This window comes from Ferrimonas sediminicola (assembly GCF_005116715.1).
Lineage (GTDB): Bacteria > Pseudomonadota > Gammaproteobacteria > Enterobacterales > Shewanellaceae > Ferrimonas > Ferrimonas sediminicola.
This window is the reverse complement of record NZ_SWCI01000002.1, coordinates 292657-315494: the sequence shown is the minus strand read 5'-3', so window position 1 is coordinate 315494 and position 22838 is coordinate 292657. Positions and strand designations below refer to the sequence as shown.

General features: G+C 62.9%; 21 protein-coding genes and 4 tRNA genes. 7 read left to right on the top strand and 18 right to left on the bottom strand.

The annotated features are described in order from the left end of the window. Positions 1 to 56: 56 nt before the first annotated feature. The 3 genes from FCL40_RS18875 to FCL40_RS04855 all read left to right on the top strand — a co-directional run bounded on the left by FCL40_RS18875 (position 57) and on the right by FCL40_RS04855 (position 2150). On the top strand, positions 57 to 608 hold the full coding sequence (locus FCL40_RS18875) for a sugar O-acetyltransferase (RefSeq protein WP_205729089.1): 552 nt from the start codon (positions 57 to 59) through the stop codon (positions 606 to 608). 68 nt (positions 609 to 676) lie between these two features. Further along, positions 677 to 1507, top strand: a complete 831-nt coding sequence (locus FCL40_RS04860; RefSeq protein WP_136851900.1) for a helix-turn-helix transcriptional regulator — start codon at positions 677 to 679, stop codon at positions 1505 to 1507. Next, positions 1494 to 2150, top strand: coding sequence for a LysE family translocator (locus FCL40_RS04855; RefSeq protein ID WP_136851898.1), 657 nt, complete (start codon positions 1494 to 1496; stop codon positions 2148 to 2150). Before FCL40_RS04860 ends, FCL40_RS04855 begins: the two co-directional genes overlap by 14 nt. Before the next feature lie 148 nt (positions 2151 to 2298). Here FCL40_RS04855 and FCL40_RS04850 read toward each other — a convergent pair whose 3' ends face one another. The 4 genes from FCL40_RS04850 to FCL40_RS04835 all read right to left on the bottom strand — a co-directional run bounded on the left by FCL40_RS04850 (position 2299) and on the right by FCL40_RS04835 (position 6237). Further along, positions 2299 to 2649, bottom strand: coding sequence for a DUF2750 domain-containing protein (locus FCL40_RS04850; protein ID WP_136851896.1), 351 nt, complete (start codon positions 2647 to 2649; stop codon positions 2299 to 2301). 11 nt (positions 2650 to 2660) lie between these two features. Next, the gene (locus tag FCL40_RS04845; protein ID WP_136851894.1) at positions 2661 to 3044 is read right to left on the bottom strand and encodes a DUF3069 domain-containing protein; all 384 of its coding nucleotides are present in this window, start codon (positions 3042 to 3044) and stop codon (positions 2661 to 2663) included. A 77-nt stretch (positions 3045 to 3121) separates the two neighbouring features. Continuing rightward, on the bottom strand, positions 3122 to 4609 hold the full coding sequence (locus FCL40_RS04840) for a VWA domain-containing protein (RefSeq protein ID WP_169307004.1): 1488 nt from the start codon (positions 4607 to 4609) through the stop codon (positions 3122 to 3124). Next, a complete protein-coding gene (locus tag FCL40_RS04835) occupies positions 4606 to 6237 on the bottom strand; it encodes an AAA family ATPase (RefSeq protein ID WP_169307003.1) in 1632 nt (543 codons plus the stop codon). The genes FCL40_RS04840 and FCL40_RS04835 overlap by 4 nt, the downstream gene beginning before the upstream one ends. Positions 6238 to 6385: 148 nt before the next feature. Between FCL40_RS04835 and FCL40_RS04830 the strand changes: the two genes are divergently transcribed. Both FCL40_RS04830 and dauA read left to right on the top strand, forming a co-directional pair. Next, positions 6386 to 6799: an SWIM zinc finger family protein gene (locus FCL40_RS04830; protein WP_136851889.1), complete on the top strand. Its 414-nt coding sequence runs from the start codon at positions 6386 to 6388 to the stop codon at positions 6797 to 6799. 193 nt (positions 6800 to 6992) lie between these two features. Next, positions 6993 to 8720, top strand: coding sequence for a C4-dicarboxylic acid transporter DauA (gene dauA, locus FCL40_RS04825; protein WP_136851888.1), 1728 nt, complete (start codon positions 6993 to 6995; stop codon positions 8718 to 8720). Here dauA and FCL40_RS04820 read toward each other — a convergent pair. The 7 genes from FCL40_RS04820 to FCL40_RS04790 form a co-directional block, all read right to left on the bottom strand. Beyond that, the gene (locus tag FCL40_RS04820) at positions 8700 to 9557 is read right to left on the bottom strand and encodes a WYL domain-containing protein (protein ID WP_136851886.1); all 858 of its coding nucleotides are present in this window, start codon (positions 9555 to 9557) and stop codon (positions 8700 to 8702) included. The genes dauA and FCL40_RS04820 overlap by 21 nt on opposite strands. Before the next feature lie 57 nt (positions 9558 to 9614). Next, positions 9615 to 10352, bottom strand: coding sequence for a 5-oxoprolinase subunit PxpA (gene pxpA / locus FCL40_RS04815; protein WP_136851882.1), 738 nt, complete (start codon positions 10350 to 10352; stop codon positions 9615 to 9617). Further along, positions 10336 to 11253, bottom strand: a complete 918-nt coding sequence (locus FCL40_RS04810) for a 5-oxoprolinase subunit C family protein (protein WP_136851880.1) — start codon at positions 11251 to 11253, stop codon at positions 10336 to 10338. Before FCL40_RS04810 ends, pxpA begins: the two co-directional genes overlap by 17 nt. After that, positions 11250 to 11819 carry a 5-oxoprolinase subunit PxpB gene (gene pxpB / locus FCL40_RS04805; RefSeq protein WP_267873499.1) on the bottom strand — a complete coding sequence of 190 codons (570 nt, stop codon included), beginning with the start codon at positions 11817 to 11819 and terminating at the stop codon, positions 11250 to 11252. The genes FCL40_RS04810 and pxpB overlap by 4 nt, the downstream gene beginning before the upstream one ends. A 219-nt stretch (positions 11820 to 12038) precedes the next feature. Beyond that, a complete protein-coding gene (gene ovoA / locus FCL40_RS04800) occupies positions 12039 to 14141 on the bottom strand; it encodes a 5-histidylcysteine sulfoxide synthase (protein WP_136851876.1) in 2103 nt (700 codons plus the stop codon). A gap of 158 nt (positions 14142 to 14299) precedes the next feature. After that, a tRNA-Val gene (locus FCL40_RS04795) sits at positions 14300 to 14376 on the bottom strand. A gap of 5 nt (positions 14377 to 14381) precedes the next feature. After that, positions 14382 to 14458 (bottom strand) — tRNA-Val (locus FCL40_RS04790). 178 nt (positions 14459 to 14636) lie between these two features. Here FCL40_RS04790 and FCL40_RS04785 point away from each other — a divergent pair. Beyond that, on the top strand, positions 14637 to 15632 hold the full coding sequence (locus FCL40_RS04785) for a 2-hydroxyacid dehydrogenase (RefSeq protein ID WP_136851875.1): 996 nt from the start codon (positions 14637 to 14639) through the stop codon (positions 15630 to 15632). Positions 15633 to 15687: 55 nt separating this feature from the next. On the opposite strand, the gene FCL40_RS04780 is transcribed toward FCL40_RS04785, so the two are convergent. The 4 genes from FCL40_RS04780 to FCL40_RS04765 all read right to left on the bottom strand — a co-directional run bounded on the left by FCL40_RS04780 (position 15688) and on the right by FCL40_RS04765 (position 19651). Beyond that, positions 15688 to 16932: a multiheme c-type cytochrome gene (locus FCL40_RS04780; protein ID WP_205729088.1), complete on the bottom strand. Its 1245-nt coding sequence runs from the start codon at positions 16930 to 16932 to the stop codon at positions 15688 to 15690. 82 nt (positions 16933 to 17014) lie between these two features. Then, the gene (locus tag FCL40_RS18870; protein ID WP_136851873.1) at positions 17015 to 17566 is read right to left on the bottom strand and encodes a type II secretion system protein; all 552 of its coding nucleotides are present in this window, start codon (positions 17564 to 17566) and stop codon (positions 17015 to 17017) included. A 125-nt stretch (positions 17567 to 17691) separates the two neighbouring features. Then, positions 17692 to 18111 (bottom strand): Hsp20/alpha crystallin family protein, encoded by a 420-nt coding sequence (locus FCL40_RS04770; RefSeq protein ID WP_136851871.1) that lies wholly within the window; start codon positions 18109 to 18111, stop codon positions 17692 to 17694. A 130-nt stretch (positions 18112 to 18241) separates the two neighbouring features. Further along, positions 18242 to 19651: an aminotransferase-like domain-containing protein gene (locus FCL40_RS04765; RefSeq protein WP_136851869.1), complete on the bottom strand. Its 1410-nt coding sequence runs from the start codon at positions 19649 to 19651 to the stop codon at positions 18242 to 18244. A 113-nt stretch (positions 19652 to 19764) separates the two neighbouring features. Here FCL40_RS04765 and ccoG point away from each other — a divergent pair, with 113 nt between their 5' ends. Next, a complete protein-coding gene (ccoG, locus tag FCL40_RS04760) occupies positions 19765 to 21129 on the top strand; it encodes a cytochrome c oxidase accessory protein CcoG (RefSeq protein ID WP_136851867.1) in 1365 nt (454 codons plus the stop codon). A gap of 62 nt (positions 21130 to 21191) precedes the next feature. On the opposite strand, the gene FCL40_RS04755 is transcribed toward ccoG, so the two are convergent. The 3 genes from FCL40_RS04755 to FCL40_RS04745 form a co-directional block, all read right to left on the bottom strand. Then, positions 21192 to 21268, bottom strand: a tRNA-Val gene (locus FCL40_RS04755). Between the two features lie 13 nt (positions 21269 to 21281). Beyond that, a tRNA-Val gene (locus tag FCL40_RS04750) sits at positions 21282 to 21358 on the bottom strand. A 113-nt stretch (positions 21359 to 21471) separates the two neighbouring features. Then, a complete protein-coding gene (locus FCL40_RS04745) occupies positions 21472 to 22836 on the bottom strand; it encodes an MATE family efflux transporter (protein ID WP_136851865.1) in 1365 nt (454 codons plus the stop codon). Between the last annotated feature and the right edge of the window lie 2 nt (positions 22837 to 22838).

Here is a 22838-nt window from a genome sequence, read left to right as displayed (position 1 = left end):
GCAGGGGCGGTGAGTTGGGGTATCATGGCCACTCTCAGTGATACCAAGAGGTGAAGATGAGCCTGAGCGAGTTGCAAAAGATGAAGGCGGGAGAGCTGTACTCCATGTTCGATGACGAGCTGGATCAGCTCAGGACCAAGGCGGAACGGCTGCTGTTCCTGTTCAACCATGAACCGGATCGGCAGACACGTCGCGCCTACCTGGAGGAGCTTGGGATCGGGCTGCATCCGACGGCCCATATCCAGCAGCCCTTCACCACCTGTTACGGTTGCCACATCCGGGTGGGGGCCCAGAGCTTCATCAACTGGGACGCGGTGATCCTGGATCATGGCGGGGTGACCATCGGCGATCAGGTGTTCATTGGCCCCAAGGTGCAGATCTACACCGTTAACCACGCCCTGGAGGCGGCGGCCCGTGTTGCCGGAGAGGAGCGGGCCCAGCCTGTGGTGATCGGCGACCGGGTCTGGATCGGCGGCGGCGTGATCATCCTGCCCGGGGTGACCATAGGGGACGAGGCGGTGATCGCCGCCGGCGCCGTGGTCACCCGTGATGTGGCTGCCGGTGATCGCGTTGGCGGCAATCCGGCCCGATCTCTGGTAAAAAGATAGGAAATCTACAAGTGAGCCTGGGCGAGCCGTGATGAAATGGCCCTATGAATCGTCAATGAGGGGACAGTGTGAATCGGGTTTGTATCAGGCAGAGTGAGATCGAAGGTGTCGGACTGATCGATGCCAGCTACGCCAACTTTGCTTTTCGTCGCCACTATCACCTCGAATACCACGTCGGCTTGATCGTCGGCGGTGCCCAGCGCTACCACTGTCGCGGTGCGTCTCACCAGGCGGCGCCGGGCCATCTGGTGTTCATGCCGCCGGATCAGCTTCACGATGGTCAGGCGATGGATGGCAGGGGCTATCAAGCCAAGGTGTTCACCCTGGGCGCCAGGTGGCTGAACCGCTCGCTGGACGAGTTGACCGGCCAAAAGGAGCTGGAATTCAAGCAGCACCAGGTGCGCGATCCCGAGTTGTTTCGTGGCCTGGTAGCCACCCACAGCTTTCTGGGGAGCCGGCAGCCGGCCACCCTGACCCGGGACTGTGTGTCCCTGGAGATGCTGGAGCAGCTGGTGTCTCGCCATGGCCGTGTTCGGCTGCGACGCTCCCCGAAACTTGGCCGGCGCAATCTGGATGAGATCCGTGACTACATGATGGCGCATCTGGACCAGTCGATCCGGCTGGCGGACCTTGCCGCGCTGTGCGGCCTGACCGAGGCGGGATTGACGAGGGCGTTCAAGGAAACGACCGGTCTGCCCCCCTATGCCTGGCTGACCCGGCTCAGGTTGGAAAAGGCGATGCAGGGATTACGGCAAGGGGCCGGTGTCACTCAGGTGGCCCAGTCGGTCGGATTCTATGACCAGGCCCACTTCTCCCGGATGTTCAAGCAGCGGTTCGGTGCCACGCCGGGCCAGATCTGTGCCTATGCCAAGGGAGGCCGGGCCGATGACCGCCTCTGAACTCAATCTGCTGATGACTCTGGCCACCATCCACGCCATCGCCCTGGCCAGTCCGGGGCCGGATGTGGCGCTGGTGGTTCAGAGTGCCAGTCGCTATGGCCGTCGTACCGGCCTGCTGATCGCCCTGGGGCTGTCGGTGGGGATCCTGCTGCACTCCATCCTCAGTCTTACCGGCGTCAGCCTGTTGATTCGGCAGCACCCCCTGTGGTTTGTGATCATCAAGCTGGCCGGCGGCAGCTACCTGTTGTGGCTGGGTGTGGGGGCCTTGGGCTATGTCCTGCGCCATCAGGGGGAGGGGCGCAGCCTGGCCAGGGTTGAGGTGGAAGCCGGGCTCGAGGGCCCTCTGAACGCCTTTGTCCGTGGCTTGATGACCAACCTGCTCAATCCCAAGGCTCTGGTCTTTTTTGTGTCGCTATTCTCTACACTAGTTCCCGCAGACCTCTCTGCACAAGGAAAAATGGGCGCTCTGGTGCTGCTGTGGGCGCTGTCTCTGACCTGGTTCTCCCTGCTGGCTCAGCTGCTGACATCGCGAACGCTGCAGGCCAGATTGCAGCGAGCCGCGCTGACCCTGGATGGGATCTGTGGCGCGGTGTTTGTCCTGGTGGGAGGCGGCATCCTCTGGAGCACCCTGAGCGGGCTGTAGCGGTGCGCCCTGCGGCCGCTTGCTGAAGGGCGTACTCCCGGCCAGGTTGGCGCAGGTGGTAGCCGCCGGTTCCGGCCCAGGAACGGATGGCGGCAGAGCTCAACTCAGGCTCGGAGAGGGCCAGGCTGGCCCTCTCTCTGCCCGGGCCTCAGGCCCGGTAGAGCTTGGCCAGCTCCATGGCATCCATCTCATGGGCGTCGCCATCCAGCGGCCAGTCACAGCCAACCAGCACGCCGTCTTCGTTCAGGTCATTGAGCCAGAACTCGAAAAACTCCTCCAGTGGAATGAAGGTGATCTGGTAGTGGGACCAGTCGTCGATGCAGTGAGCCTTGGCGGCCGCTTCGGTGGACCACAGCGGCAGCACATCACTCTCCTCAAACTGGGCGGAGTCACAGATGACCCACTCCTCGCCCTGGGTCAGTCCCCAGAAGCCGCGTCCTTCGAAAGTGGCGGTGACAAAGGCCTTGACCGCCTCCGGGGTGGTATCCAACTTGATCATTCTCTCTCTCCTTAATCCGCAAAGGGTTCGTTGAGCTGCCGCTTAAGAACGGGGTCGCGGCGGGCCGCCTTGACGTTTTTCAGCATCAGCTTGATGCCTCGTGCCAGTACGCTCTCCAGATGGGACGCGCGCTGCTCCTCGGAGAGATCGGCTTCCTGGGTCAGGCGCAGGGTCTCGGCGGTGGCACCCAGCAGGTTGTAGCTGACGGAGGCGTGCAGCCGCTCGAAGCTGCCCAGCACGCCCTGGGCGCTGGCGGGCAGGTGGTCAAAGTCGTGGCGCAGCGGTTGCTCCACGGCGTCATGGATGGAACGCAAGCCGTCGTAGGCGTCGGTTTCCAGCTGGTAGAAGTCGGCGATCCGCTGCAGTTCGGGCGCCAGGTTGGGAGTATCGGTCATCGGTTGTTCCTGTGAGGGGGGGGACCCCGGAGAAATTTGCCGGAGATGGTACCAGAAACTGCCGAAAATATCAGGGTTCAGGCGGATCCCTGGAGTCCCTGGGTGCGCACCGCAGCCTCGGCAGAGAGTCGGGCATCCGCCTGAGGATCCCTTAGTTTCTCGCTGATGGCGCCGGTCTCCGCGTCATAGTGCCACTGGCAGTCAAACAGCTGCTGATAGCGGTCATTGCCGGGCATCTCGCCGATGACCACTGCATAGAAGCGGTTGCCCCGGGCGCGCATGGCCGACATCGCCTCGACCTGGGGCTGGGGCAGGGTGGCCATGACAAAGTCCGACAGAATCACCAGATCCGCCAGCCGGAATGCCTGCTGAGACATCAGCTCCAGGGCAGCCTCCAGGGCGGGAACCACGTCGGTGCCGCCGTAGAAGGATTGCCCCAGGAAGCCGAGCAGGGCGGGCAGAGCATCGGCGCCGGACAGGTTCAGTGTAGCGACCTCGGTGGAAAAGTTGATCAGGTAGCAGGGGCGCTGACCAGAGCGGGCCGTCAGCGCCAGGTAGAGGCTGACCGCCTTGGCCACCTGCTCTGGAGCGCCCTGCATGGAAAGGCTGGTGTCAACGCAGAGGATCATCGGACCGTTGTTCTCCTGGAAGCGCACCGCGTGCTGTTCCCACACCTCGCAGGTGACGTACTCCTGCTCCCAGCCGCGGCGATCGAAGCAGGCCAGTTGCGCCTCCAGGTATCGCAGGTTAAACAGGGTGTCGGCGGCGGCCTCGCCGATGAGCGCCAGCTCCGCCGGCAGGGCAAGGGGAAGATCGCGGCCAACGCGGATGCCGCTGATGGACTCCGGCGCCGGGGCGTTGTCCATCAGCCTGGGCAGTTTGCGTTTGACCATCACCGGCTCCAGCCGTTCGCCATAGCTGGGTTGGCGCATCTTGCCGATGCGGCGACACAACGCCATCACCTCAGGGTTGTCCGCCATATAATCGGCCCAGCGTTTCAACTGGTCGATGTCGGTCACGCCCCCCTGGACCGCCGAGAAGTCAACCAGACGGCCAGGGTCCAGCCCCAGGGGGGCGAAGTGGCGACTCAACTCGGTGATCATCTTCAACCAGGCCTTGAGTTGTTCCAGCATATCCTGCCTGAAGCCGCTGAGACGCTGAATCTGCCAACTGGCTTCCAGTCGCTCCAACTGTTTTCGCCACTCCATCTGCAGCAGCCGCCGGATCAGGGTGATTCCCCGGTTGCGGCCGGGGGCGGTGGCGATCTGCTGCTCCCAGAAGCGGGCGTTGTCCGGCATCCCCTCCTGTCGCAGCAGGCTGCGAAACTGCTGCCACTCCTCGGAGAGGCAGCCGCGATCCTCAGGTTGACGGGCCAGGTTGGCTTGCGCCTCGTCCAGGTACTGGCGATGAGCCAGGTAGGGGGTCTCCTCCTCGAGGATCCGTTGTGCTTTAAGCTCCAGGGTGTCCAGGGTTTGCTGTAAGCGGGCGTTGAGTGCCGGGGAGGCGCTGAGCAGGTCGCCGTAACTCTGGTACAGCGAATCGCCAAGCTCCTGGTGCAGGTTCACGCCGCCTCCAGGGCCAGGATTTGACTGCATTTGAGGGCGTGCAGCTCGATGTCGGCGATCTGGGCCAGGCGTCCCTCCATGGCATGATTGACCAGGTTCGACGGCACGAAGGGGGTGTCGCAGCAACCCTGGTAGTCCGCCAGCTCCCGCTCTGCCACCGACCGGGTGTGCTCCAGCCGCGCCAGGGCACGGCTCACCCGGGCGAGGAGGCTGTCCACCTCCGCCCGGTCGACCTTGTCGCGGCGGTCGCCCCGATGATGGCGGATCCCAGGCTTGAAGCTGTTGACCACCCAGGCGTTGGAGTCAAAGTTGCCGCTGTCGTTGTAGCGGATGGAGAGGGTTCCATGTTCATCGAACTGGCACTGCACCAGATCCATCTCTTTACCCAGGGTATCCATGGGGTGGAAGGGGCGGCGGGTGTTCATCTGCTCCTGATGAACGTAGAAGTCCAGGTAGATCGGCTCCTTGCGGGCGAGACCGTGCTGGTAGGTGGCCATCGCCTTGACGTAGAAGAAGCGGTTTCTGTCCTTCTGCCTGCGCTCCTCTTCTCCGCCGAAGAAGTATTGCTGGGGGTAGAACTCGACGGTGTCGTAGACCGGCTCCTGGTGGAACAGCAGGGTTTGCAGTGCCTCCTGCCACTGATCGATCTCACCATAGAGCTTGGACAGCCCCTCCCCCTCGGCGCAGGCCACCTCAAACACCGTCTGCTCCACCAGTTGGCAGACGGCGTCCCGGTGTTCCGGATCGGACCACAAGCAGTGGCGCAGCAGCAGCGTATCGCTTTGGTTGGTGACCCTGCGATCGTTGAAGAACGCCGATGCCTTCAGCAGCAGCGCCGCCCGCTGCCAGCGCCGGTCCGAGACATAGAGGTTGAGGGTCTCACCCTGGGTCTCGATCTGTCGCCTTAAGTGACGGATTACCGCCAGAGTACAGGGGCTGAGGGACACCTGGGTGAGTTGCTGCTGCCACTGTTGCCACTGCGCCAGGGGAATGCGCCCCTGAACCTCGACGGGAGCATCCAGTGGCGGCTGCTGCAGCAACTGCTCAAAGTTGTCCCAGCGACGGGTGGGGGAGACCATCAGCCTAATCAGGAAACGATCATAGAGTGCGTCCAGTCCCTGATCGTCCTGAGGCACCTCGTTGGAGGCCGCCATCAGCGCCATCAGAGGCACTGGCAGCGAGTGTTCGCCGTTGCGGAACAGCCGCTCGTTGATCAGGGTGAGCAGGGTGTTGAGGATGGCGGGGCTGGACTTCCAGATCTCATCCAGGAAGGCGAAACGGGCGGTGGGCAGGTAACCGTCGATCTGGCGGATGTACCTGTCCTGCTTCAGCTCCCTGAGGGAGACCGGGCCAAACACATCATCCGGGGTGCTGAAGCGGTTCATCAGGCACTCGAAATAGGCGTCGCCATCAAAGGCCTGGGCGATACGCCTGGCCATCAGGCTCTTGGCGGTGCCCGGTGGGCCGTAGAGGAAACTGTTTTGGCCGGTCAGTGCCCCGAGCAGGGCGATGGCCAGGGTCTCTTCGCGCTCCTGCAGGCCGACCACCAACTGGTCGATTAGGGCTTGGATCTGGGATTGTCTGGCTTTACCCATGGGGCTCTCCGCCTGGTCAACTCTTTTTACCATACTACCCGCGTCCAGGTCTGCGACTGAGTGTGGCGACCCTAAGATGTGAATGGGGTCACCCTTCCGTTGACCGAAATTCAACAACGGCCAGCCCAACTGATTCTTTTCCATACAATATTGGATTAAGCTGCAGAAAATAGGAGGATTTATGGATATGGACAAGCTGAGCCTGCTGGCGGGCGAACGCAGCGCCAAACGGGGACTCAACTACTTCCAGGAGGGCCGGGTCGGAACGCTGACCATCCGCGGCGATCAGGTGATGGCCCAGGTGTCGGGCAGGGAGAGCTATTCGGTGACCCTGACCCTCAATGATCGGCTGCTAGAGGGGGAGTGCTCCTGTCCAGCCTCGGACCACAGCGAGTTCTGCAAGCACTGCGTGGCCGTGGCCCTGGCGTGGGAACGTCAGCGCCGGGCGCCCGACTGGCTGGTGAACTACCTCAAGCGCCAGAAAAAGGATCGGCTCATTGAGCTCCTGGTCAGGCAGATCATGTCCGATGAATCGCTGGCCTGCGCCTGGAAGCGACGCCTCGGCGCCGGCGGGCGGAGCGGGGACAAGGGGTAACCCCTATCCGGAGGCAAAGTTGCCCCCGGCTGGCTGACACCCGGGCAGGGCGGTGGACCGGCTGGAGAACGGGTGACCCTTGACCCAGAAATGGCGATTGTGTGAGCGGCGTCTCAGAAACTGGTCGGGCCATGACCTTACACTATTGGGCCTGCCCGGCATCTGTCGATTCCAACCAACTGGAAACCCCCGAGTGAAATACCGCCCGCACCTGTTCTCGTTGAGACTGGGACACGCCCTGCGTGCCACCTGTGTCAGTTCCGCCTACGGCCGTCCGCAACTGCTGAGCGACATCTCGGCGGGCCTGACGGTGGGCATCATCGCGTTGCCCCTCTCCATGGCTCTGGCGATCGCCAGCGGTGTGGCGCCCCAGCACGGCCTGTACACCGCCATGATCGCCGGCGTGATCATCGCCCTCACCGGTGGCAGCCGGTTTAGCGTGTCCGGCCCGACGGCGGCGTTCGTGGTGCTGCTGCTGCCCATCGCCCAGGAGTATGGCCTCGGTGGCCTGCTGCTGGCGACCATGCTCTCCGGGCTGGTGCTGGTGGTCATGGCGCTGCTGCGCGTTGGTCGCCTGGTGCAATACGTGCCGCCGGCGGTGACCCTGGGCTTTACCTCGGGGATCGCCCTGGTGATCGCCGTCATGCAGCTTAAGGATCTGTTGGGGCTGCACGGCGACGGTGACCTGCATGGGGCGTTGCAGCAGGTGGGCTGGCTGGTAACGGCCTTGCCGGACTGGCACAGCCCCAGTGCCGTGATTGGCCTGGGTACCCTGGCGTTGCTGCTGATCTGGCCCCGCCTGGGGTTGCGCATCCCACCCCACTTGCCGGTGCTGGCGCTGGCGGCGGCCGCCGCCTGGTGGCTGCAGGGCCAGGGGATGGCGGTGGACACCTTGGGCAGCCGCTTTCACTACCTGTTGCCCGACGGCAGCCAGGGACAGGGGGTGCCGCCCTTGCTGCCTTCGCTGATCTGGCCCTGGCAGCAGCCGGGGGCGGACGGTCAGCCTGTGGGGCTGTCGCTGCAACTGTTGACCGACCTGATCCCCTCTGCCCTGGCCATTGCCATGCTGGGGGCGATCGAGTCGCTGCTGTGTGCCATGGTGGTGGATGGCATGACCGGAACCCGCCACAGCGCCAACAGCGAGCTGCTGGGCCAGGGATTGGGAAACCTGGTGGCGCCGCTGTTTGGCGGCATCCCGGCCACCGCCGCCATCGCCCGCTCTGCGGCCAACGTCAAGAGCGGCGCGGTCAGTCCTCTCTCCGCCGTGGTTCACTCCGCTGTGGTGTTGGCGTCGGTGGTGCTGCTGGCGGATCTGCTCTCCTGGATCCCGATGCCGGCGATGGCGGCGTTGCTGCTGACCGTTGCCTGGAACATGAGTGAGGCCCCCAAGGCGCTGCGGTTGCTGCGCCGCTCCCCCCTGGGGGATCAGCTGGTGCTTGTCTGCTGCCTGGTGATGACCGTGGTCTTCGACATGGTGGTGGCCATCGGCGCCGGGTTGATGCTGGCCAGTGTGCTGTTTATGGGGGAACTGGCGAAGATGACCCGGCTGCGGGATCTTCAATTGAGCTCGCGGATGTTGCCTGAAGGCGCCCCCGAGGGTTGGCGGGTGCTGAAGATCAACGGGCCGCTGTTCTTTGCCGCGGCGGATCGGATCTTTGCCGAAATTGCGGCAGAGTCCCAGGGCGTCAAAGGGGTGATCCTCTACATGAGCAGCGTGCCGGTGCTGGATGCCGGAGGGCTGTCGGCCCTGGAGCGTTGGCTGGAGATCTGCCGCAGTGAGGGGACCCAGGTGGTGGTGTCGGATCTTCAGTATCAGCCGCTGAAGACTCTGAGACGGGCCGGTATCGGTCCCGTCCCGGGTCAGCTCGCCTTCGTCCCGGAGCTGAGCGATGCCCTGAAGCTAGCCGTCGACCCGGGATAGCGGCTGCCGCGCCTTGACCACCAGCAGTTGACTGGCGGGGTCAAACCCCTGGATCGGGGTGGTGATCTGCAACCGGCGCAAGTGATAGTCCAGCAGCGCCTCTCGGGTGGTCAGGGTCAACTCGCCCCCCTCCATGCCATAGTCGATGGCGATCACCTCCCGTTGGGCGTCACTGAACTGCGGATTGGGCTCCAGGGTAACCCGGACCCAGCGATTCCATTTGGCGTCCTGGGCCTGGGTGTGATCACTGGGGTAGAGCAGCTTGGGCTGGCCGCGGAGGCGGCTCAGTACCAGATCCAGGTAGTGCTGGGCCTGCTCGCAGTAGCCGCGCAGGTGCCAGCGATAGCCGTCATGCACAAGGGTATGGGGGACAAACACCCGTTCGCCGATGTTGCCGGTGGCGATGGAGGCGTAGAGCAGCCTGACCCGGGTGGCGGTGCGGGCGGCGGTGAGCAGTTGGCGCACCACCGCCGGATCCACCTGCCGCTGGGGCGGGATCACCAGTTCGGTGTCGGCGCTGCGCACCTCCAGCAGTTCGAAGCCGCTCTCCGTCAGTTGCCGTTGCTGCTTCAGCAGTTGCAGGTATTCGCCGAAATCACCCTGGCTGAATCTGGGCTTGAAGTAGGGACTGGGCTTGTAGCCTTTCAGCCTGGTGTCGTACTTGAGGGCGGTGGGGGCCAGGCTCAGGTAGTGGTTGATGTCCCGGCTGGCTTGCTGGCGACCAATGCCGAAGGTTTGGCACAGGTGGCGGGTGGTCAGCCGTCCCTCCCAGAGTGCCACCACCTCGATGTGCCGGAATCGTAACTGTTGGTCCCACTTTATCGTGCTTCTGTCCATTGCGCCGTGCCGCTGGCCTGTCGATGATGTGACTATAAAGGCGACAGATGCAAAAGATCAATATTGCGGCAGGGAAAAACCTAATTTCTTCAGATGATTGTGTACCATCTGCGCCCGTGCCAGGGCATTGTCCGTATCGCCGTGCAGGCAGAGGCTGTCGACCTTGACCGGATGCAGCCGGCCATCGAATGCTTCCACCCGCTGCTGCCGGGCGATGAGACTCAGCTGCGCCCGGACGGCGGTCTCTTCCGTTAACAGGGCACCTGGGGTGTGGCGGGGTACCAGGGCGCCGCCGTGCAGGTAGCGCCGGTCGAGAAACCCCTCACGTATGACGCCTAACTCCCCTTCACCGGCCAGCTCCAGCAGCGGGGTGCCGGCCAGGCCCATCAGGGCGGCATGGGGCACCACCTCCTTGATGGCACGGCACAGCAGGGTCGCCAGCCGGGTTTCGGCCGCGGCCTGGCTGTAGAGGGCGCCGTGGGGTTTGACGTACTCGAGCCGGGTACTGCGCTCCCGGCAGATCCTGTCCAGATCAGCCAGCTGGCCACAGAGGCTGTCAAACAGGGCCGCCTCGCCGAGGGCCAAGGGAGACCGACCGAAATTCTCCCGGTCGGGGTAGCCAGGATGGGCGCCGATGCGCACCCCCCGGGCCAGGCAGTGGTCGACGGTTCGGGCCATGGTCGCCAGATCGCCGGCGTGCCCGCCACAGGCGATGCTGGCGGAACTGACCCAGAGCAGCAGCTGCGCGTCGAAGGGGAAGCCTTCACCGATGTCGACGTTAAGGTCCATCTCCATAGAGGCCTCTCTTGATCAGGTAGCGATACCCCTGGAAACGACGCCCGGCCCGCAACGCCTCCTCCAGGGTGCAGGGGGACAGGGTGAGCCGGCACCCAGGCAGCGCCTGGGCCAGATCGTCCAGGTCCGGTTGCACCACATAGCCGATCACCGGATAGCCGCCGGTGGTCTGGCAGCCCCGGGTCAGGATGATCGGCTGGCCATCGGCGGGGAGTTGGATCGCTCCGGGGAACACCGGTCGCGGCTGAGACGCCAGCTCCGGCCAGGGCGGCCCGGACTCCAGCCTCACCCCCATCCGGCTGAGGGAACTGGATACCCTGACCCTGAGGCGCCGGGCGTCCGTCTTCGGTGCAGGCAGAAAGTTGAGATGGGTGCGGTAGCGACGGATCCCCAGGGCGGCGGCCGTTGGCAGGGCCGCGGTTTGTGGGGAGATCGGTAAGCGGTCCCCCTTGCGCAGTGGCCTGAAAGGGAGCGACTCCCTGTCCAGGGCGGGATCGCAGCTGCTGCTGGCGAGCAGTTCTGGAAGGGCGATACCGCCCCGGATCGCCAGGTAGCCATAAAGGCCCTCACCGGTGGGGCGCAGGGTCAGGCGATCGCCGGCACTGACCTGATGTCGATATCCCGCATAGAGGGGGGCCTCGCCCCCGGCCCGAGCCAGGATGCCCTGATGGGCCGGTCCGCAATAGGCTACGAAGCCGCGTTGGTGAAACTCCAGGGAGAGGGCCCCGGGCCCCAGCTCGATGGCTGCGGCCGGCAGGGGGTTGCCGCACAGCCAGTTGGCGCTCTCGAAGGCCAGGCGGTCCATGGGGCCCTGCCAGCCCACCCCCAGGTGACGGTGGCCGAACCGCCCCTGATCCTGGATGCTGGCCGGACCATTGAGTTCGGTAATGCGCAGACTCATTCAGGCACTCCCACGGGCTCAAAGCGGATCCGGTCACCGGGGAGAAGCAGGCTGGGTGGTTCGGCTCTGGGATCGAACAGGGTGAGATTGCAGCGGCCTATCAGGTGCCAACCGCCGGGCGATTCACAGGGATAGAGGGCACTCTGTGATCCGGCGATGGCCAGGCTGCCGGCGGGGACGCTGACCCTGGGGGTCGAGCGCCTGGGCAGTTGCAGCGGCTCCGGCAGCCCGTCGAGGTAGGCGAATCCCGGCAGGAAGCCCAGCCAGGCCACCCGATAGTTGACGCCGCAGTGAAGGGCGATCACCTCCCGGGGTGAGAGGCCGCAGCGTTGTGCCACCTCATGGAGATCCTCGCCGTCATAGTGAATGGGCAGGGTCAGGCACCGGGGCGGCTCCTGGGTGAGCTGTGCGCCTTGCCACAGGCTCTGTAGCCGGGTTTGCACCAGTTCGTGGTCGGTGCCATCGGCGAGCCACAGCGCTACGGTCTGGCCGGCAAACAGGGCGTCCACCACCCCGGGCAGGTCTCTCGCCATCTGGGCCAGCGCGGCGAGGCAGTGGTCGGGCACCGCTGTTGCCGGAGTGCACTCCAACAGAGGTTCGGCGGTGCGCTGGATCTGGAGCGGAGGCAGTGTTGAGATGGTCGACTCCTGGCGGTGGCTGAAACAGCTGTTTCTACCCTATCAGCGTGGTCAATCCCTGTCCATTCCGGTCGCAAACCGTTCGCCCCGCGCCTGCTGACGAGGCCGCCACCCCGGCATCGGCCGGGGAAAGCGCAGGGGGCGTCATTATGGTTTTTTGCGCCACAGGGTCATTTCGGACAGCGTATGCTGATGTTTGCGAGCGGTTTCGCGGATGACGAAGGGCACCTGTTCGATCCCGATCAGGGCGAATTGACCGGTGAGCCGCTCCTTCAGGGCTGCCAGGGTGGTGAAGCTTTCACCGTCCTTTTTGAACCCTCCAAGCCATTGATCTCTGGGGGTAAACTCCTCCAGCCAGGTGTAGGGGGACACCAGAACCAGCAACCCCCCGTCACGAAGCCGCTCGCCAATGAGGTCAAGGAAGCGCCCGGGCTCGGCCAGGCGGTCGAGCAGGTTGGAGGCCAGCACCAGGTCGTAGTCCCTGAACTGGGGTTTGAGGTTGCAGGCGTCTCCCTGGACGAAGTTGAGGCTGAGGGGCGCCCCCTCCAGGTCCAGGTCGGCCAGGGTGACGGTCTTGTACTCCACCAGCTCTCCCTCCACTGGTATCGCAAACCGCTTCTCTCCCTGTTGCAACAGGTCGTAGGCATGCTGAATGAAACGGGCGGAGAAGTCGATGCCGTCGACATGATCAAACTGGCGGGTCAGTTCGAAGGAGGCGCGACCGACGGAGCAGCCGATGTCCAGGGCCCGGCCGGTGCCGGCGAGGTGAGGGCGGATCAGGCTGACCACCTGCTTGGGAAAGTTCCTTACCCCAAAGTATTCCACGCCGTAGTGAAACTCCAGGTACTGGGCGACCAGGGCGTCGGTTTCGTAGCTGTTGGTGTAGCGGCTGTCGGCCAGCTTCTGGTGCGATACCAGGTAGCGAAATCCGGCATGTTGATAGAAGTGGCGTCTGAAGGCATAGCGGGCCTCCGCCAGTGCTTCATTGCCGGTGGAGATCCAGGAGCCCCCCTTCATCAGGTTGTGTTTGCCATCGAAGGTTGGTGTGGAGAAGTCGTCATAGAGCGGGTGGACCTCGAATCCACCAAAGCCTTTGATGGCGGTGTCGGTCCACTGCCAGACATTGCCCACCACATCGAACAGGCCAGCATGATCGTGATGATCCACCGGGCAGGAGGAGGCCCAGCGATCCAACAACAGGTTGCCCGGTATCCTGTCCCATCTGGGGTTGTTGTCATCGACTCGTCGGCGAAGACACTGCCACTCCGCTTCGGTGGGCAGGCGAACCGGGCTCTGGCTGGCCTCCGCCTTCCAGTTGCAAAACGCCTTGGCTTCCAGCTGATTGACTTCGACCGGCCAGTTGAGGGGCAGGGGGATCTCCTCGGTCAGGTTGCGCTGGTACCAGCGGCCGTCACGCTGCCGCCAGAACCTGGGGTGGCGGGCCTTGGTGTACGCCAGCCACGCCTGGCCCTCGTCACTCCAGAACTCCGGGCGCTGGTAGCCGTCGGCGTCGATAAACTCCATGAACTCCTGATTGGACACCAGGAAACGGGAGACCTGGAAATGATCGATCTGCTGCTGATGGTGGCCATACTCGTTGTCCCAGCCGTAACTGTCTCTGTCCGGTGAGCGTCCCTGAGTGACCACCCCGCCCTCGATCTCCACCAGGGTGTTGACGGGCGCGGTACCGCTGTCGGGGCAGGCGGGCCAGTCCGGGTGGTTGCGCACCTCGGTCAGTGGCAGCTGGCGGATGATCACCGACGAGGTTTCCAGGTGGATGCGTTCGTGCTCGATGCCCATCAGGATCACCCAGGCCGGTTGACTCGGGTCGATGGGCAAGCTGAGGGGCAGGGTGTCGATGACCCGGTTGACCCGGTCGAACACCTGGTCCCGATAGCGACGCACCTCATCAACATCGGGCCAGCGGTAGTTGGACTCATCGAGATCATCCCAGGACATCTCGTCGACGCCGACGGCGAACATCGACTCAAACTCGGCATTGATTCGGCTGTCGATGATCCCGGCCAGTTTCAGCTTGTTGACGAAGAAGGTGGCGGTGTGGCCGAAGTAGAAGATCAAAGGATGGCGCAGCGGTTCCGCCTTCAGGTAGTACGCCTGGTCGCTGACGATCACCTCAAACAGGTTCTCGTAGAGGCGCCAGGTGGTGGCAAAGTAGCGTTTCAGCTCGGCCCTCTTGCTGTCGACATCGGTACCGGAGAGGGGGAGTGTCTGTGCATTCCGTTGAATCATAGGGCCATCCTTCGCTGTCACTGGATAGACACAGTGTAGACAACGGCGATGACATTCAGGTGTCAGTGGGCGACGGCCTCGGGACAGCGGCTTCAGTGATGTCGACAGCGGGCAGCATAAACGCAAAAAGCCCGCCATGGAGGCGGGCTTCTGGAGTGTGGTGCGTCTGAGTGGACTCGAACCACCGACTTCCACCATGTCAAGGTGACACTCTAACCAACTGAGTTACAGACGCAGGATTGGTACACCTGAGTGGACTCGAACCACCGACCCCCACCATGTCAAGGTGGTGCTCTAACCAACTGAGCTACAGGTGTATAAGTCAATTACTGACCAGGCAGCACTGAACGGGTCGTAATAGTAAAGAGAGCAGGGTAGCATGGCAAGCAAAATTCCCGCTGAACGGGTTGACCGGCTAAACCCTGGCCAAAGGCGGTCGCGGGCCGGGCCATTACCCAACTAAGCTGTATTTATGTTTCTGCGAGGAGAACCACCATGACCAAAGCACGGATCGCCGTGTTCAGCAGCAAGTCCTATGACCGGGTGTCGATGGACGCTGCGAACCAGAAGTATGGATTTGAGCTGGATTACTACAAAACCCAGCTGACGGCGTCAACTGCCAAGCTGGTCGAGGGCTATGACGCCATCTCCTGCTTCGTCAACGACATCGTGGACACCGCCGTGCTGGAGCAGCTGGACAAGTCCAACATCAAGATGATCGCCCTACGTTGTGCCGGCTTCAACAACGTGGACCTGGAGGAGGCCAAGCGGCGCGGCTTCGTTGTCAGCCGGGTGCCCGGCTACTCACCGGAATCGGTGGCCGAACACGCGGTGGCGATGATGCTGTGTCTGAACCGCAAGCTGCATAAGGCCTACTCCCGTATTCGTGAGCACAACTTCAACCTGGAGGGGCTGCTGGGCTTCAATCTGGGCAGCAAAACCGTGGGCGTCATCGGTACCGGTAAGATCGGTCTGGCAACCATGAAGGCCCTGAGCGGCTTTGGTTGCAAGCTGCTGTGCCACGACCCCTATGTGAACCCGGAGGCGGAGAAGCTCGGCACCTACGTGGACCTGGATACCCTGTACCAGCAGAGTGACATCGTCACCCTGCACTGTCCACTGACCGAGGACAGCCACCACCTGATCAACCGGGATGCCTTCGCCAAGATGAAGGAGGGGGTGATGCTGATCAACACCTCCCGCGGCGCGCTGGTAAACGCCTCCGACGCCATCGAAGCACTGAAGAGCGGCCGTCTGGGTTACCTGGGGCTGGATGTGTACGAGCTGGAGGGGGATCTGTTCTTCCGTGACCTGTCCGGCCAGGTGATCCACGATGACGTCTTTGGTCTGCTGCTGAGTTACCCCAATGTGCTGGTCACCGGCCACCAGGGCTACTTTACCGATCTGGCCCTGAACCAGATCGCCGAGACCACCTTGGGCAACATCAAGGCCTACCAGAAGGGGCAAAAGACCGGCAACGAGATCTACTGATCTTCGTCTGAAACCCGATGAGAAAAGGCGCCTTTCGGCGCCTTTTTCATCTTCGTCAGCGTTTAGCCTGTGTCGTGTGGGCGCGGCGCATCTCCTCGGCTTTCTCCCTGATCTCCTGGAGATCGCGTACCATCTCACTCCAGCCGTACCACAGGGCATAGTCCGGATTGGCGTGGAACGCTCCCTGGAACGCCCGCATCCTGTGTTTCAGGTGCATCTCAAACAGGATCTGTTCGATGCTGCTGGGGGCGTCGTGGAAGGTCAGCAGGTCCGGAAATGGGGAGGCGTAGGTCTCAGGCTTTTTCAGCACTCCATCCTTATACAGGGCGGCGATCTCCCGGATCGCTTCCGCCATCAGGTGGTCCAGATCCCGGATCAGACTGTCGGCCTTCGCCAGTTCCGCCTTGGCAAAGTTCTCCGAGTGACAGTCGCTGCACACTCTGATCATCTTGTCCCGCTCGGCATCGAAGGAGGCCTTGTCCAGCCTGGCGACATCAGCGGCTTTCACCACCTCCAGCCTGGCGGTGGGGTTGCCCTCCAGATCCAGCACCCCCAGGGCCTGCAGTAGGGTGATTTGATCGGCTTTCCACTGGGGGTCTTCCGACAGCGGCAGCCGGACCGCCAGGAATCCCCAGGCGGTCCTGACCTCGTGATTGCCGTCCACCATGTGACAGGTCTGGCAGCTTGGTGCCTTGGTGCTGGCGGGCAGGGTGCCGTTCTGGGCCAGCAGGTAGCGTACCCCGTGCTTGGAGGAGGACCACATCTCCCACTGGGGATGATCGAACCCCATGTGGCAGGTCTGGCAGGCCTGTGGTGCTCGCGCCTCGTCGACGGAGAAGCTGTGACGGGTGTGGCAGGCGTCACAGGAGGCGTGGCCGAAGACACTGCCCGCTTGCTTGAGTGCCTCGATCTCCTCGTCGCTCTTCAGTCCGAGCTTATGGCAGCCGGTGCACCCCTTCATCCCCTGGTTCAGCGCCATCGGCAGGGCGTGGGTGGTGGGCATCGCCTGGACGGACGCCCAGGAGAGGGCGTGTTTGCCCCTGGAAAACTCCTCCAGCCGCTCGCTGTGGCAGGCGCCGCAGGTGTCGGCGGTGATGGTGACCAGGTTGCCGACGTCCTCGGCACTGGAATGGTCGCCGTCGTGGCAGGTGTCGCAGCCGATGTCGTTGGCATGGTGCTTACTGGACTTCCAGTCTTCGACGATGGCTGGTGAAATCTGAGCGTGGCAGGATTCACAGGTCTCCTCAGCCACCGCCAGAGCGGAGGCCAAAAAGGGCAGGAGAAGCAGGAGGCGTGTCATGGTGGGCTCCATGGTCAGGGCAAACTCCATAGAGCTTAGTCCAGACCATGAACATTGTGAGGGCATTAAAAGCGATATGTTATCAGCCGTTGGAGTAGCGGCTCATGGTAACGCTTGTCTCCCCGGTAGCCAGAGTGTAGGTAAGGGTGGGCAGGTCGACGCCGGGATCGTTCCTTTCCCCGACGTAGATGTAGTAGCAGGCGTCCGGGCCGGTTCGGTACCAGTATTTGATGGGGCGGCTGGTGTCGCCATCGAAGCTGCCGTTGCTGGCAGGCCGGGTTGCCAGGTCACTGTCGATCAACGCCTGCCACAGCTCGCCGCAGTTGGCGCCACTGAGGGTACCATCGTAGCTGGTGCCGGCCGGGTACCCCTGCGCATTGCTGTCCACCGTACCATCGTCGAAGCTAGCCAGGTTGATGACCGCGCCCCGGGCCCCGTGGGCAAGCCAGCCGTTGTGGTACAGCTGGACGCCGGAACGGAAGCCGGCAAAGGCGCCCCGGTAGACACCGGCGTGGGCGTCGGAGGAGAGGGAGAGAAACCTCGGCAGGGCGACGGCGCCGAGGATGCCCAGCAGGACTAGGACGATGACCAGTTCAATCAGGGTGAAACCGGCGCTTTTGGTGGAGGCAGCCATGGAAGTTCCGTATTAGAATTAATGCTCTAATGCAATCGGCGGCGAGTATACCAGCGAGCCGGGCACCACTCAAACAGAAAGGGCCGCAGTTGCGGCCCTTGTGGTTGACGACTCAGGCAAGGCTATCAATGGATCTCTACCTGGTCGCGTACCGGCGCCTTAGGCTCGACCTTGGGCAGGACAAGCTTCAGGACACCATTGTCGAAATGAGCGTCGATCTGATCGGCTTTGAGGCTGTCACCTACTTCGATGTTGCGTACGAACACCCCTTCGTGGCGCTCTTTGCGGATAAAGTGCTTCTCTTGGGTTTCACTTTCTTCACTTCGACGGGCTTCGATACGCAGTACACCGTTGGTCAGGGTTATGGAAAGGTCCTCTTTGTTAACGCCAGGAAGATCGGCGCTCAGCAGGTACTTGTCCTCCTCTTCGACGATGTCGATCCTTGGCATCCCCATGGACACGGCGTGGTGCTCCTCGTCCTGGGAGCGCCTGCGATCCATCAGAGGCCAGAAGTCGAACAATGAATCGCGGGGAAACAGGTTCATATGGTCCTCCTTACTACTCCTTGGGATGGTGGTCTCGAGTTGTCGGATACCGAGCCACTCCTCGATTAGATTTTACTCCCGACTGGTGATCTATAGCTCAAAAAAAGCCCTCCGGGTGATCTGGATCAAATTAGGGGCTCTGGTGGCCAAGTACCGAGGCGATCCGGGCGATGGCTTGTCGGCGCACCCCGGTCACCGGCTGGCAGAAGCTCAGCCGCAGGCAGTGATCGAAGCGAGAGCTGGTGGTGAACAGGGCGCCGGGGGTAATGACGATATTATGCGCCAGCAGCGCCTGGTACGCCGCCTTAGTGTCGACCGCGGGAGACAGCTCCAGCCACAGTGACAAGCCGCCCTCGGGCAGGGTGTGGGCATAGGGGCCCGACCACTCCTCGGTGATGGCGTCCACAAGCTGATCCCGCTGGTTCATCAGCTGACGCCGCACACTGGCGAGATGGCGTTTGTAGTGCCCCTCCGCCAGGAAGCTAGTCAGCCCCTCCTGGGTGGCCTGGCTGACCGACAGCTGATTGATCAGCTTCAACTGGACGATACGCCGATGGAATTGACCGCCGCTGATCCAGCCGAGGCGAAGGTCTCGGGAGAGGGATTTTGAGAAGGAGCCGCACAGGATCACCTTTCCCAGCGTGTCGAAACGTTTCAGGGGCTCGGCCTGGAGATGAAATCCCAGGTCGCCATAGATGTCGTCCTCAACCAGGGTCAGTGGGTAGCGCCGGGTCAGCGCCACCAGCTTGCGCTGCTCCTCCACCGGGATGGTGGCGCCGGTTGGGGTGGCGTAGCTGGGGGTGAGCACGCACACTTTGACCTGCCAGCGACGGACCGCCGCCTCCAGCTCCTCGGCCCGCACCCCCCTGACCGGGCAGGCGGGGATCTCCACCACCTTGAGGCCCAGCTGTTGCAGCAGTTGCAGCACGCCGTAGAAGGCCGGGCTCTCGACGGCGACGGTATCGCCGGGCTGACAGCAGGCCATCAGGGCCAGAAACAGGCTGTTCTGGCAGCCACCGGTGATGGCGATCTCGGCGGGATCCAGCGGACAGCCACGGCTGCGGTAGCGGGCGCCGATCTGCTCCCTGAGTGTCGGCAGCCCATCCGGGTCGCCATAGTAGATCGCCTTGCGCCCAGGCTGATGGCGCAGGGCGCGGCCGAGGTGACGATTGAGCCGAAGCAGGTGGGGGGCCGGGCTGCCCAGCTGGGCTCCGGGGCACAGATCAAAGGCGGCGCTGCGGGCCATGATTTCGTGAAAAAGCTGAGGCAGGTTCACCGTCCGTGGTGAGTCGGTGTCCCCGGTCTGGCTTCCCCCGGCCCGGACAGCCCGGGGGGAGACGAAATAGCCCGACCGCGCCCGGGCTTCGATCAGCCCGGACGCCTCCAGGGTATGCAGTGCCTTCTGTACCGAGATCTTGGCCATCCGGTGATCGCTGCTCAGCGCCCGTATCGACGGCAGTCGGTCCCCCGCCTGCCAGACGCCCTGTTCAATCTGTTGCCTCAGTGCCGAGGCGAGTCGTTGGTAGAGATATTCGGTCATGGGTTTGGTGGTCGGAATCGAATCTGTCCCTATTTTAAAAGATTTTTTTGTATCTACCAATGACAGTCGGGCGCTCTACACTGGGGCGGCATTGACCCAAGGGGAGAGAATCTGTGCCATCATCCACTCCGTCCCAGGACAACCTTATCTTATTCACCGGTGCGCGGAATAAGCTCTATATCCGCGAGCAGTTTGGCCGCTTCCAGCGTGTGCGCCGTTACCTGAATCTGCTGCTGGTGGGCCTGTTCTTCGGGCTGCCCTTCCTTCGCTATCAGGGGCGGCAGGCGCTGCTGATCGATCTTTCCCGGCAGCGGCTGGACCTGTTTGGCACCTCGCTCTATCCCCAGGATCTGCTGATTGTGGCCTTCCTGTTTATCCTCGCCGCCTTCCTGCTGTTCCTGGTCACCAAGCTCTATGGCCGAATCTGGTGCGGCTACACCTGCCCGCAGACGGTGTGGACACTGATGTTCAACTGGGTGGAGCGCCGAATCGAGGGCAGCCACAACCACAGCCGGGCGCTGGACAGGGCACCCTGGGGCTGGAACAAACTGGGACGGAAGGGGCTGAAGCACCTGCTGTGGCTGGGCATCGCTCTAGCGACCGCCCTAGGCTTTATGGGCTACTTCGTGCCGGTCGCCGAGCTCTATCCCGGCCTGCTGGCGGGAGAGAGTTCGCCGCTGGTTCAGGGATGGGTGCTGTTCTTTACCCTGTGCACCTATGGCAATGCGGGGTGGCTGAGGGAGCGGGTTTGCCAGCACATCTGTCCCTACGCCCGGTTCCAGTCGGTCATGTTCGATGCCACCACCTCCCTGGTCAGCTATGACTCGAACCGGGGCGAGGGCAGGGGGCCTCGAAGAGTGAACGGCGCCAAGCCCGAAGCGCTGGGGGACTGCGTCGACTGCAACCTGTGTGTCCAGGTGTGCCCGGTGGGAATCGACATTCGCGACGGGCTCCAGTATGAGTGCATCAACTGCGGGCTGTGCGTGGATGCCTGCAATCAGACCATGGACAGGTTCGGCTACCCTAGGGAGCTGATCGGCTACCGCTCTGAAAGCGGCCGTCGGCTTGGCTTTGGCGGTTACCTGGGCTACGCCGTCGCCGTGCTGGTCACCCTGCTGGTAATCTCCTTCTGGGGCGAGCAGCGTCGCAGCTTCGAGGTGAATGTGCTGCGTGATCGCCAGGCCCTCTATCGCATCAACGATCAGGGACTGGTGGAGAACACCTACAGGTTCAAACTGCTGAACAAGAGCCAGGCGGAGCGGACCTACGCCGTCATCGTCCAAGGATTTTACGGATTGACCATAGAGGGCGCGGATCACTTCACCCTGGCGCCCGGTGAGCACCAGACCCAGGTGCTGACGGTGGCCCTGACCCAGGAGGCGGATCAGTGGGAGACGCCGATTCGGTTTGTGGTGGTCGACATCGACACCGGCGAGTACCTGTTCCGTCCCTCCACCTTCTATGCCGAGCGGGGTTAGCGGGACGCAACCGGCCGGAGGGGAACGAAAAAAGCCCGCTCATCTGAGCGGGCTCTTCGAAATGGTGCGTCCGAGTAGACTCGAACTACCGACCCCCACCATGTCAAGGTGGTGCTCTAACCAACTGAGCTACGGACGCAATATTTGAATTTTGGTGCGTCTGAGTGGACTCGAACCACCGACTTCCACCATGTCAAGGTGACACTCTAACCAACTGAGTTACAGACGCATATCGCTGTGCGATGCGCTAAATACTAGGGCCTGCGCCGACGCTTGACAAGGCCCTGTTGCAGATAAGCGGTTTGTTTGGCTAAAGATTGCCCTTGAAGGCCCGCTTTTTGATCAGGCGGATGACTTTGTCGACAGTTCCATGCGCCGCTGCACCCTGCGCAAACGGATCTTCAACATCAGCGCCGCCGCCGACAGGCCGGCGATAAACCCGACCCAGAATCCGGCGGCACCCATGGCGGGGACCAGCCAGTCGGTCAGGCCCAGTACCAGGCCGGTGGTCAACCCTATGCCCCAGTAGGCGATCAGAGAGATCCACAGCAGGGCCGTGGTGTCCTTATAGCCCCTCAGAGTGGCGGCGGTAACCACCTGAACGGTGTCCGACAGCTGGTAGAGTGCGCAAAGCAGCATCAGTTGGCTGGCCAGGGAGAGAACCTCGACATCGCCGCTGTAGAGTCTGGCGATCTGTTCCCGACACAGGACGGTGAACAGGGCGGTGAGCAGGGCGATGCCCAGACCGAGCTGCAGGCCGATGCGGGCTACCATGGCGGCGGTGCCGTGCTCTCCTCGTCCCAGGTAGTAGCCAACCCGTATGGTCAGTGCCATCCCCAGGGCCAGCGGCAGCATGAAGATCAGCCCGGAAAAATTGGCCGCGACCTGGTGGCCGGCAACGGTGATCGGCCCCAGCGGCGCGATGGCCACCGCCACCACGGCGAACAGGGTCACCTCGAAGAACAGTGCCAGGGCGATGGGCAGCCCGAGGCGGATGACGGCGCTCTGCAGGGCCGGGTTCAGGCCCCGCCAGCCCTGAAACAGGCGGTAGCCTTGAAACCTCCGGGTCACCAGCAGGTAGAGGGCCATCGCCAGGAACATCCCCCAGAATACCAGGGCGGTGGCGACGCCACAGCCCGCCCCCCCCATGGCTGGCATGCCGAAGTGGCCGTAGATGAAGATGTAGTTGGCGGGGATGTTGATGGCCAGGCCGACAAAGCCGATCACCATCGAGGGCAGGGTCCAGGAGAGCCCTTCGGTGAAGTTCCTCAGGACCTGAAACAGCAGAAACGGCGGGGCACCCCACAAAATTGCGCTGAGGTAGTCACGACTCAGGGCAAACAGCTGTGGGTCGAGGTCCATCTGTGCCAGAATCCACTCGGCCTGGGTAAACAAGCCCATGGCCAGGGCGCCGCAGATCAGCGACAGGTAGACCCCTTGATGGATCAGGGGGCGTATCTTGCGCTCTTGCCGGGCACCATGATGATGGGCGACCATAGGGGTCAGAGCCATCAGGATACCGGCAAAAAACAGTATGGCGGGCAGCCAGATACTGGTGCCAACCGCCACGGCGGCCATGTCGGTGGCGCTGACCCGGCCGGCCATGACGGTATCGATGAATCCCATCATGGTTTGGGCGACCTGGGCGGCAAGAACGGGCAGGGCCAAGCGAATGAGGCTTTTAGCCTGATAGAGGCGACTGTGCATAT

Excerpts from the sequence above, each read along its gene's own strand:
- FCL40_RS18875 (WP_205729089.1), top strand. The coding sequence starts at position 57 with ATGAGCCTGAGCGAGTTGCAAAAGATGAAGGCGGGAGAGCTGTACTCC.
- FCL40_RS04855 (WP_136851898.1), top strand. The coding sequence starts at position 1,494 with ATGACCGCCTCTGAACTCAATCTGCTGATGACTCTGGCCACCATCCAC.
- FCL40_RS04850 (WP_136851896.1), bottom strand. The coding sequence starts at position 2,649 with ATGATCAAGTTGGATACCACCCCGGAGGCGGTCAAGGCCTTTGTCACC.
- FCL40_RS04845 (WP_136851894.1), bottom strand. The coding sequence starts at position 3,044 with ATGACCGATACTCCCAACCTGGCGCCCGAACTGCAGCGGATCGCCGAC.
- FCL40_RS04835 (WP_169307003.1), bottom strand. The coding sequence starts at position 6,237 with ATGGTAAAAAGAGTTGACCAGGCGGAGAGCCCCATGGGTAAAGCCAGA.
- FCL40_RS04830 (WP_136851889.1), top strand. The coding sequence starts at position 6,386 with ATGGATATGGACAAGCTGAGCCTGCTGGCGGGCGAACGCAGCGCCAAA.
- FCL40_RS04820 (WP_136851886.1), bottom strand. The coding sequence starts at position 9,557 with ATGGACAGAAGCACGATAAAGTGGGACCAACAGTTACGATTCCGGCAC.
- pxpA (WP_136851882.1), bottom strand. The coding sequence starts at position 10,352 with ATGGAGATGGACCTTAACGTCGACATCGGTGAAGGCTTCCCCTTCGAC.
- FCL40_RS04810 (WP_136851880.1), bottom strand. The coding sequence starts at position 11,253 with ATGAGTCTGCGCATTACCGAACTCAATGGTCCGGCCAGCATCCAGGAT.
- ovoA (WP_136851876.1), bottom strand. The coding sequence starts at position 14,141 with ATGATTCAACGGAATGCACAGACACTCCCCCTCTCCGGTACCGATGTC.
- FCL40_RS04785 (WP_136851875.1), top strand. The coding sequence starts at position 14,637 with ATGACCAAAGCACGGATCGCCGTGTTCAGCAGCAAGTCCTATGACCGG.
- FCL40_RS04780 (WP_205729088.1), bottom strand. The coding sequence starts at position 16,932 with ATGACACGCCTCCTGCTTCTCCTGCCCTTTTTGGCCTCCGCTCTGGCG.
- FCL40_RS18870 (WP_136851873.1), bottom strand. The coding sequence starts at position 17,566 with ATGGCTGCCTCCACCAAAAGCGCCGGTTTCACCCTGATTGAACTGGTC.
- FCL40_RS04770 (WP_136851871.1), bottom strand. The coding sequence starts at position 18,111 with ATGAACCTGTTTCCCCGCGATTCATTGTTCGACTTCTGGCCTCTGATG.
- FCL40_RS04765 (WP_136851869.1), bottom strand. The coding sequence starts at position 19,651 with ATGACCGAATATCTCTACCAACGACTCGCCTCGGCACTGAGGCAACAG.
- FCL40_RS04745 (WP_136851865.1), bottom strand. The coding sequence starts at position 22,836 with ATGCACAGTCGCCTCTATCAGGCTAAAAGCCTCATTCGCTTGGCCCTG.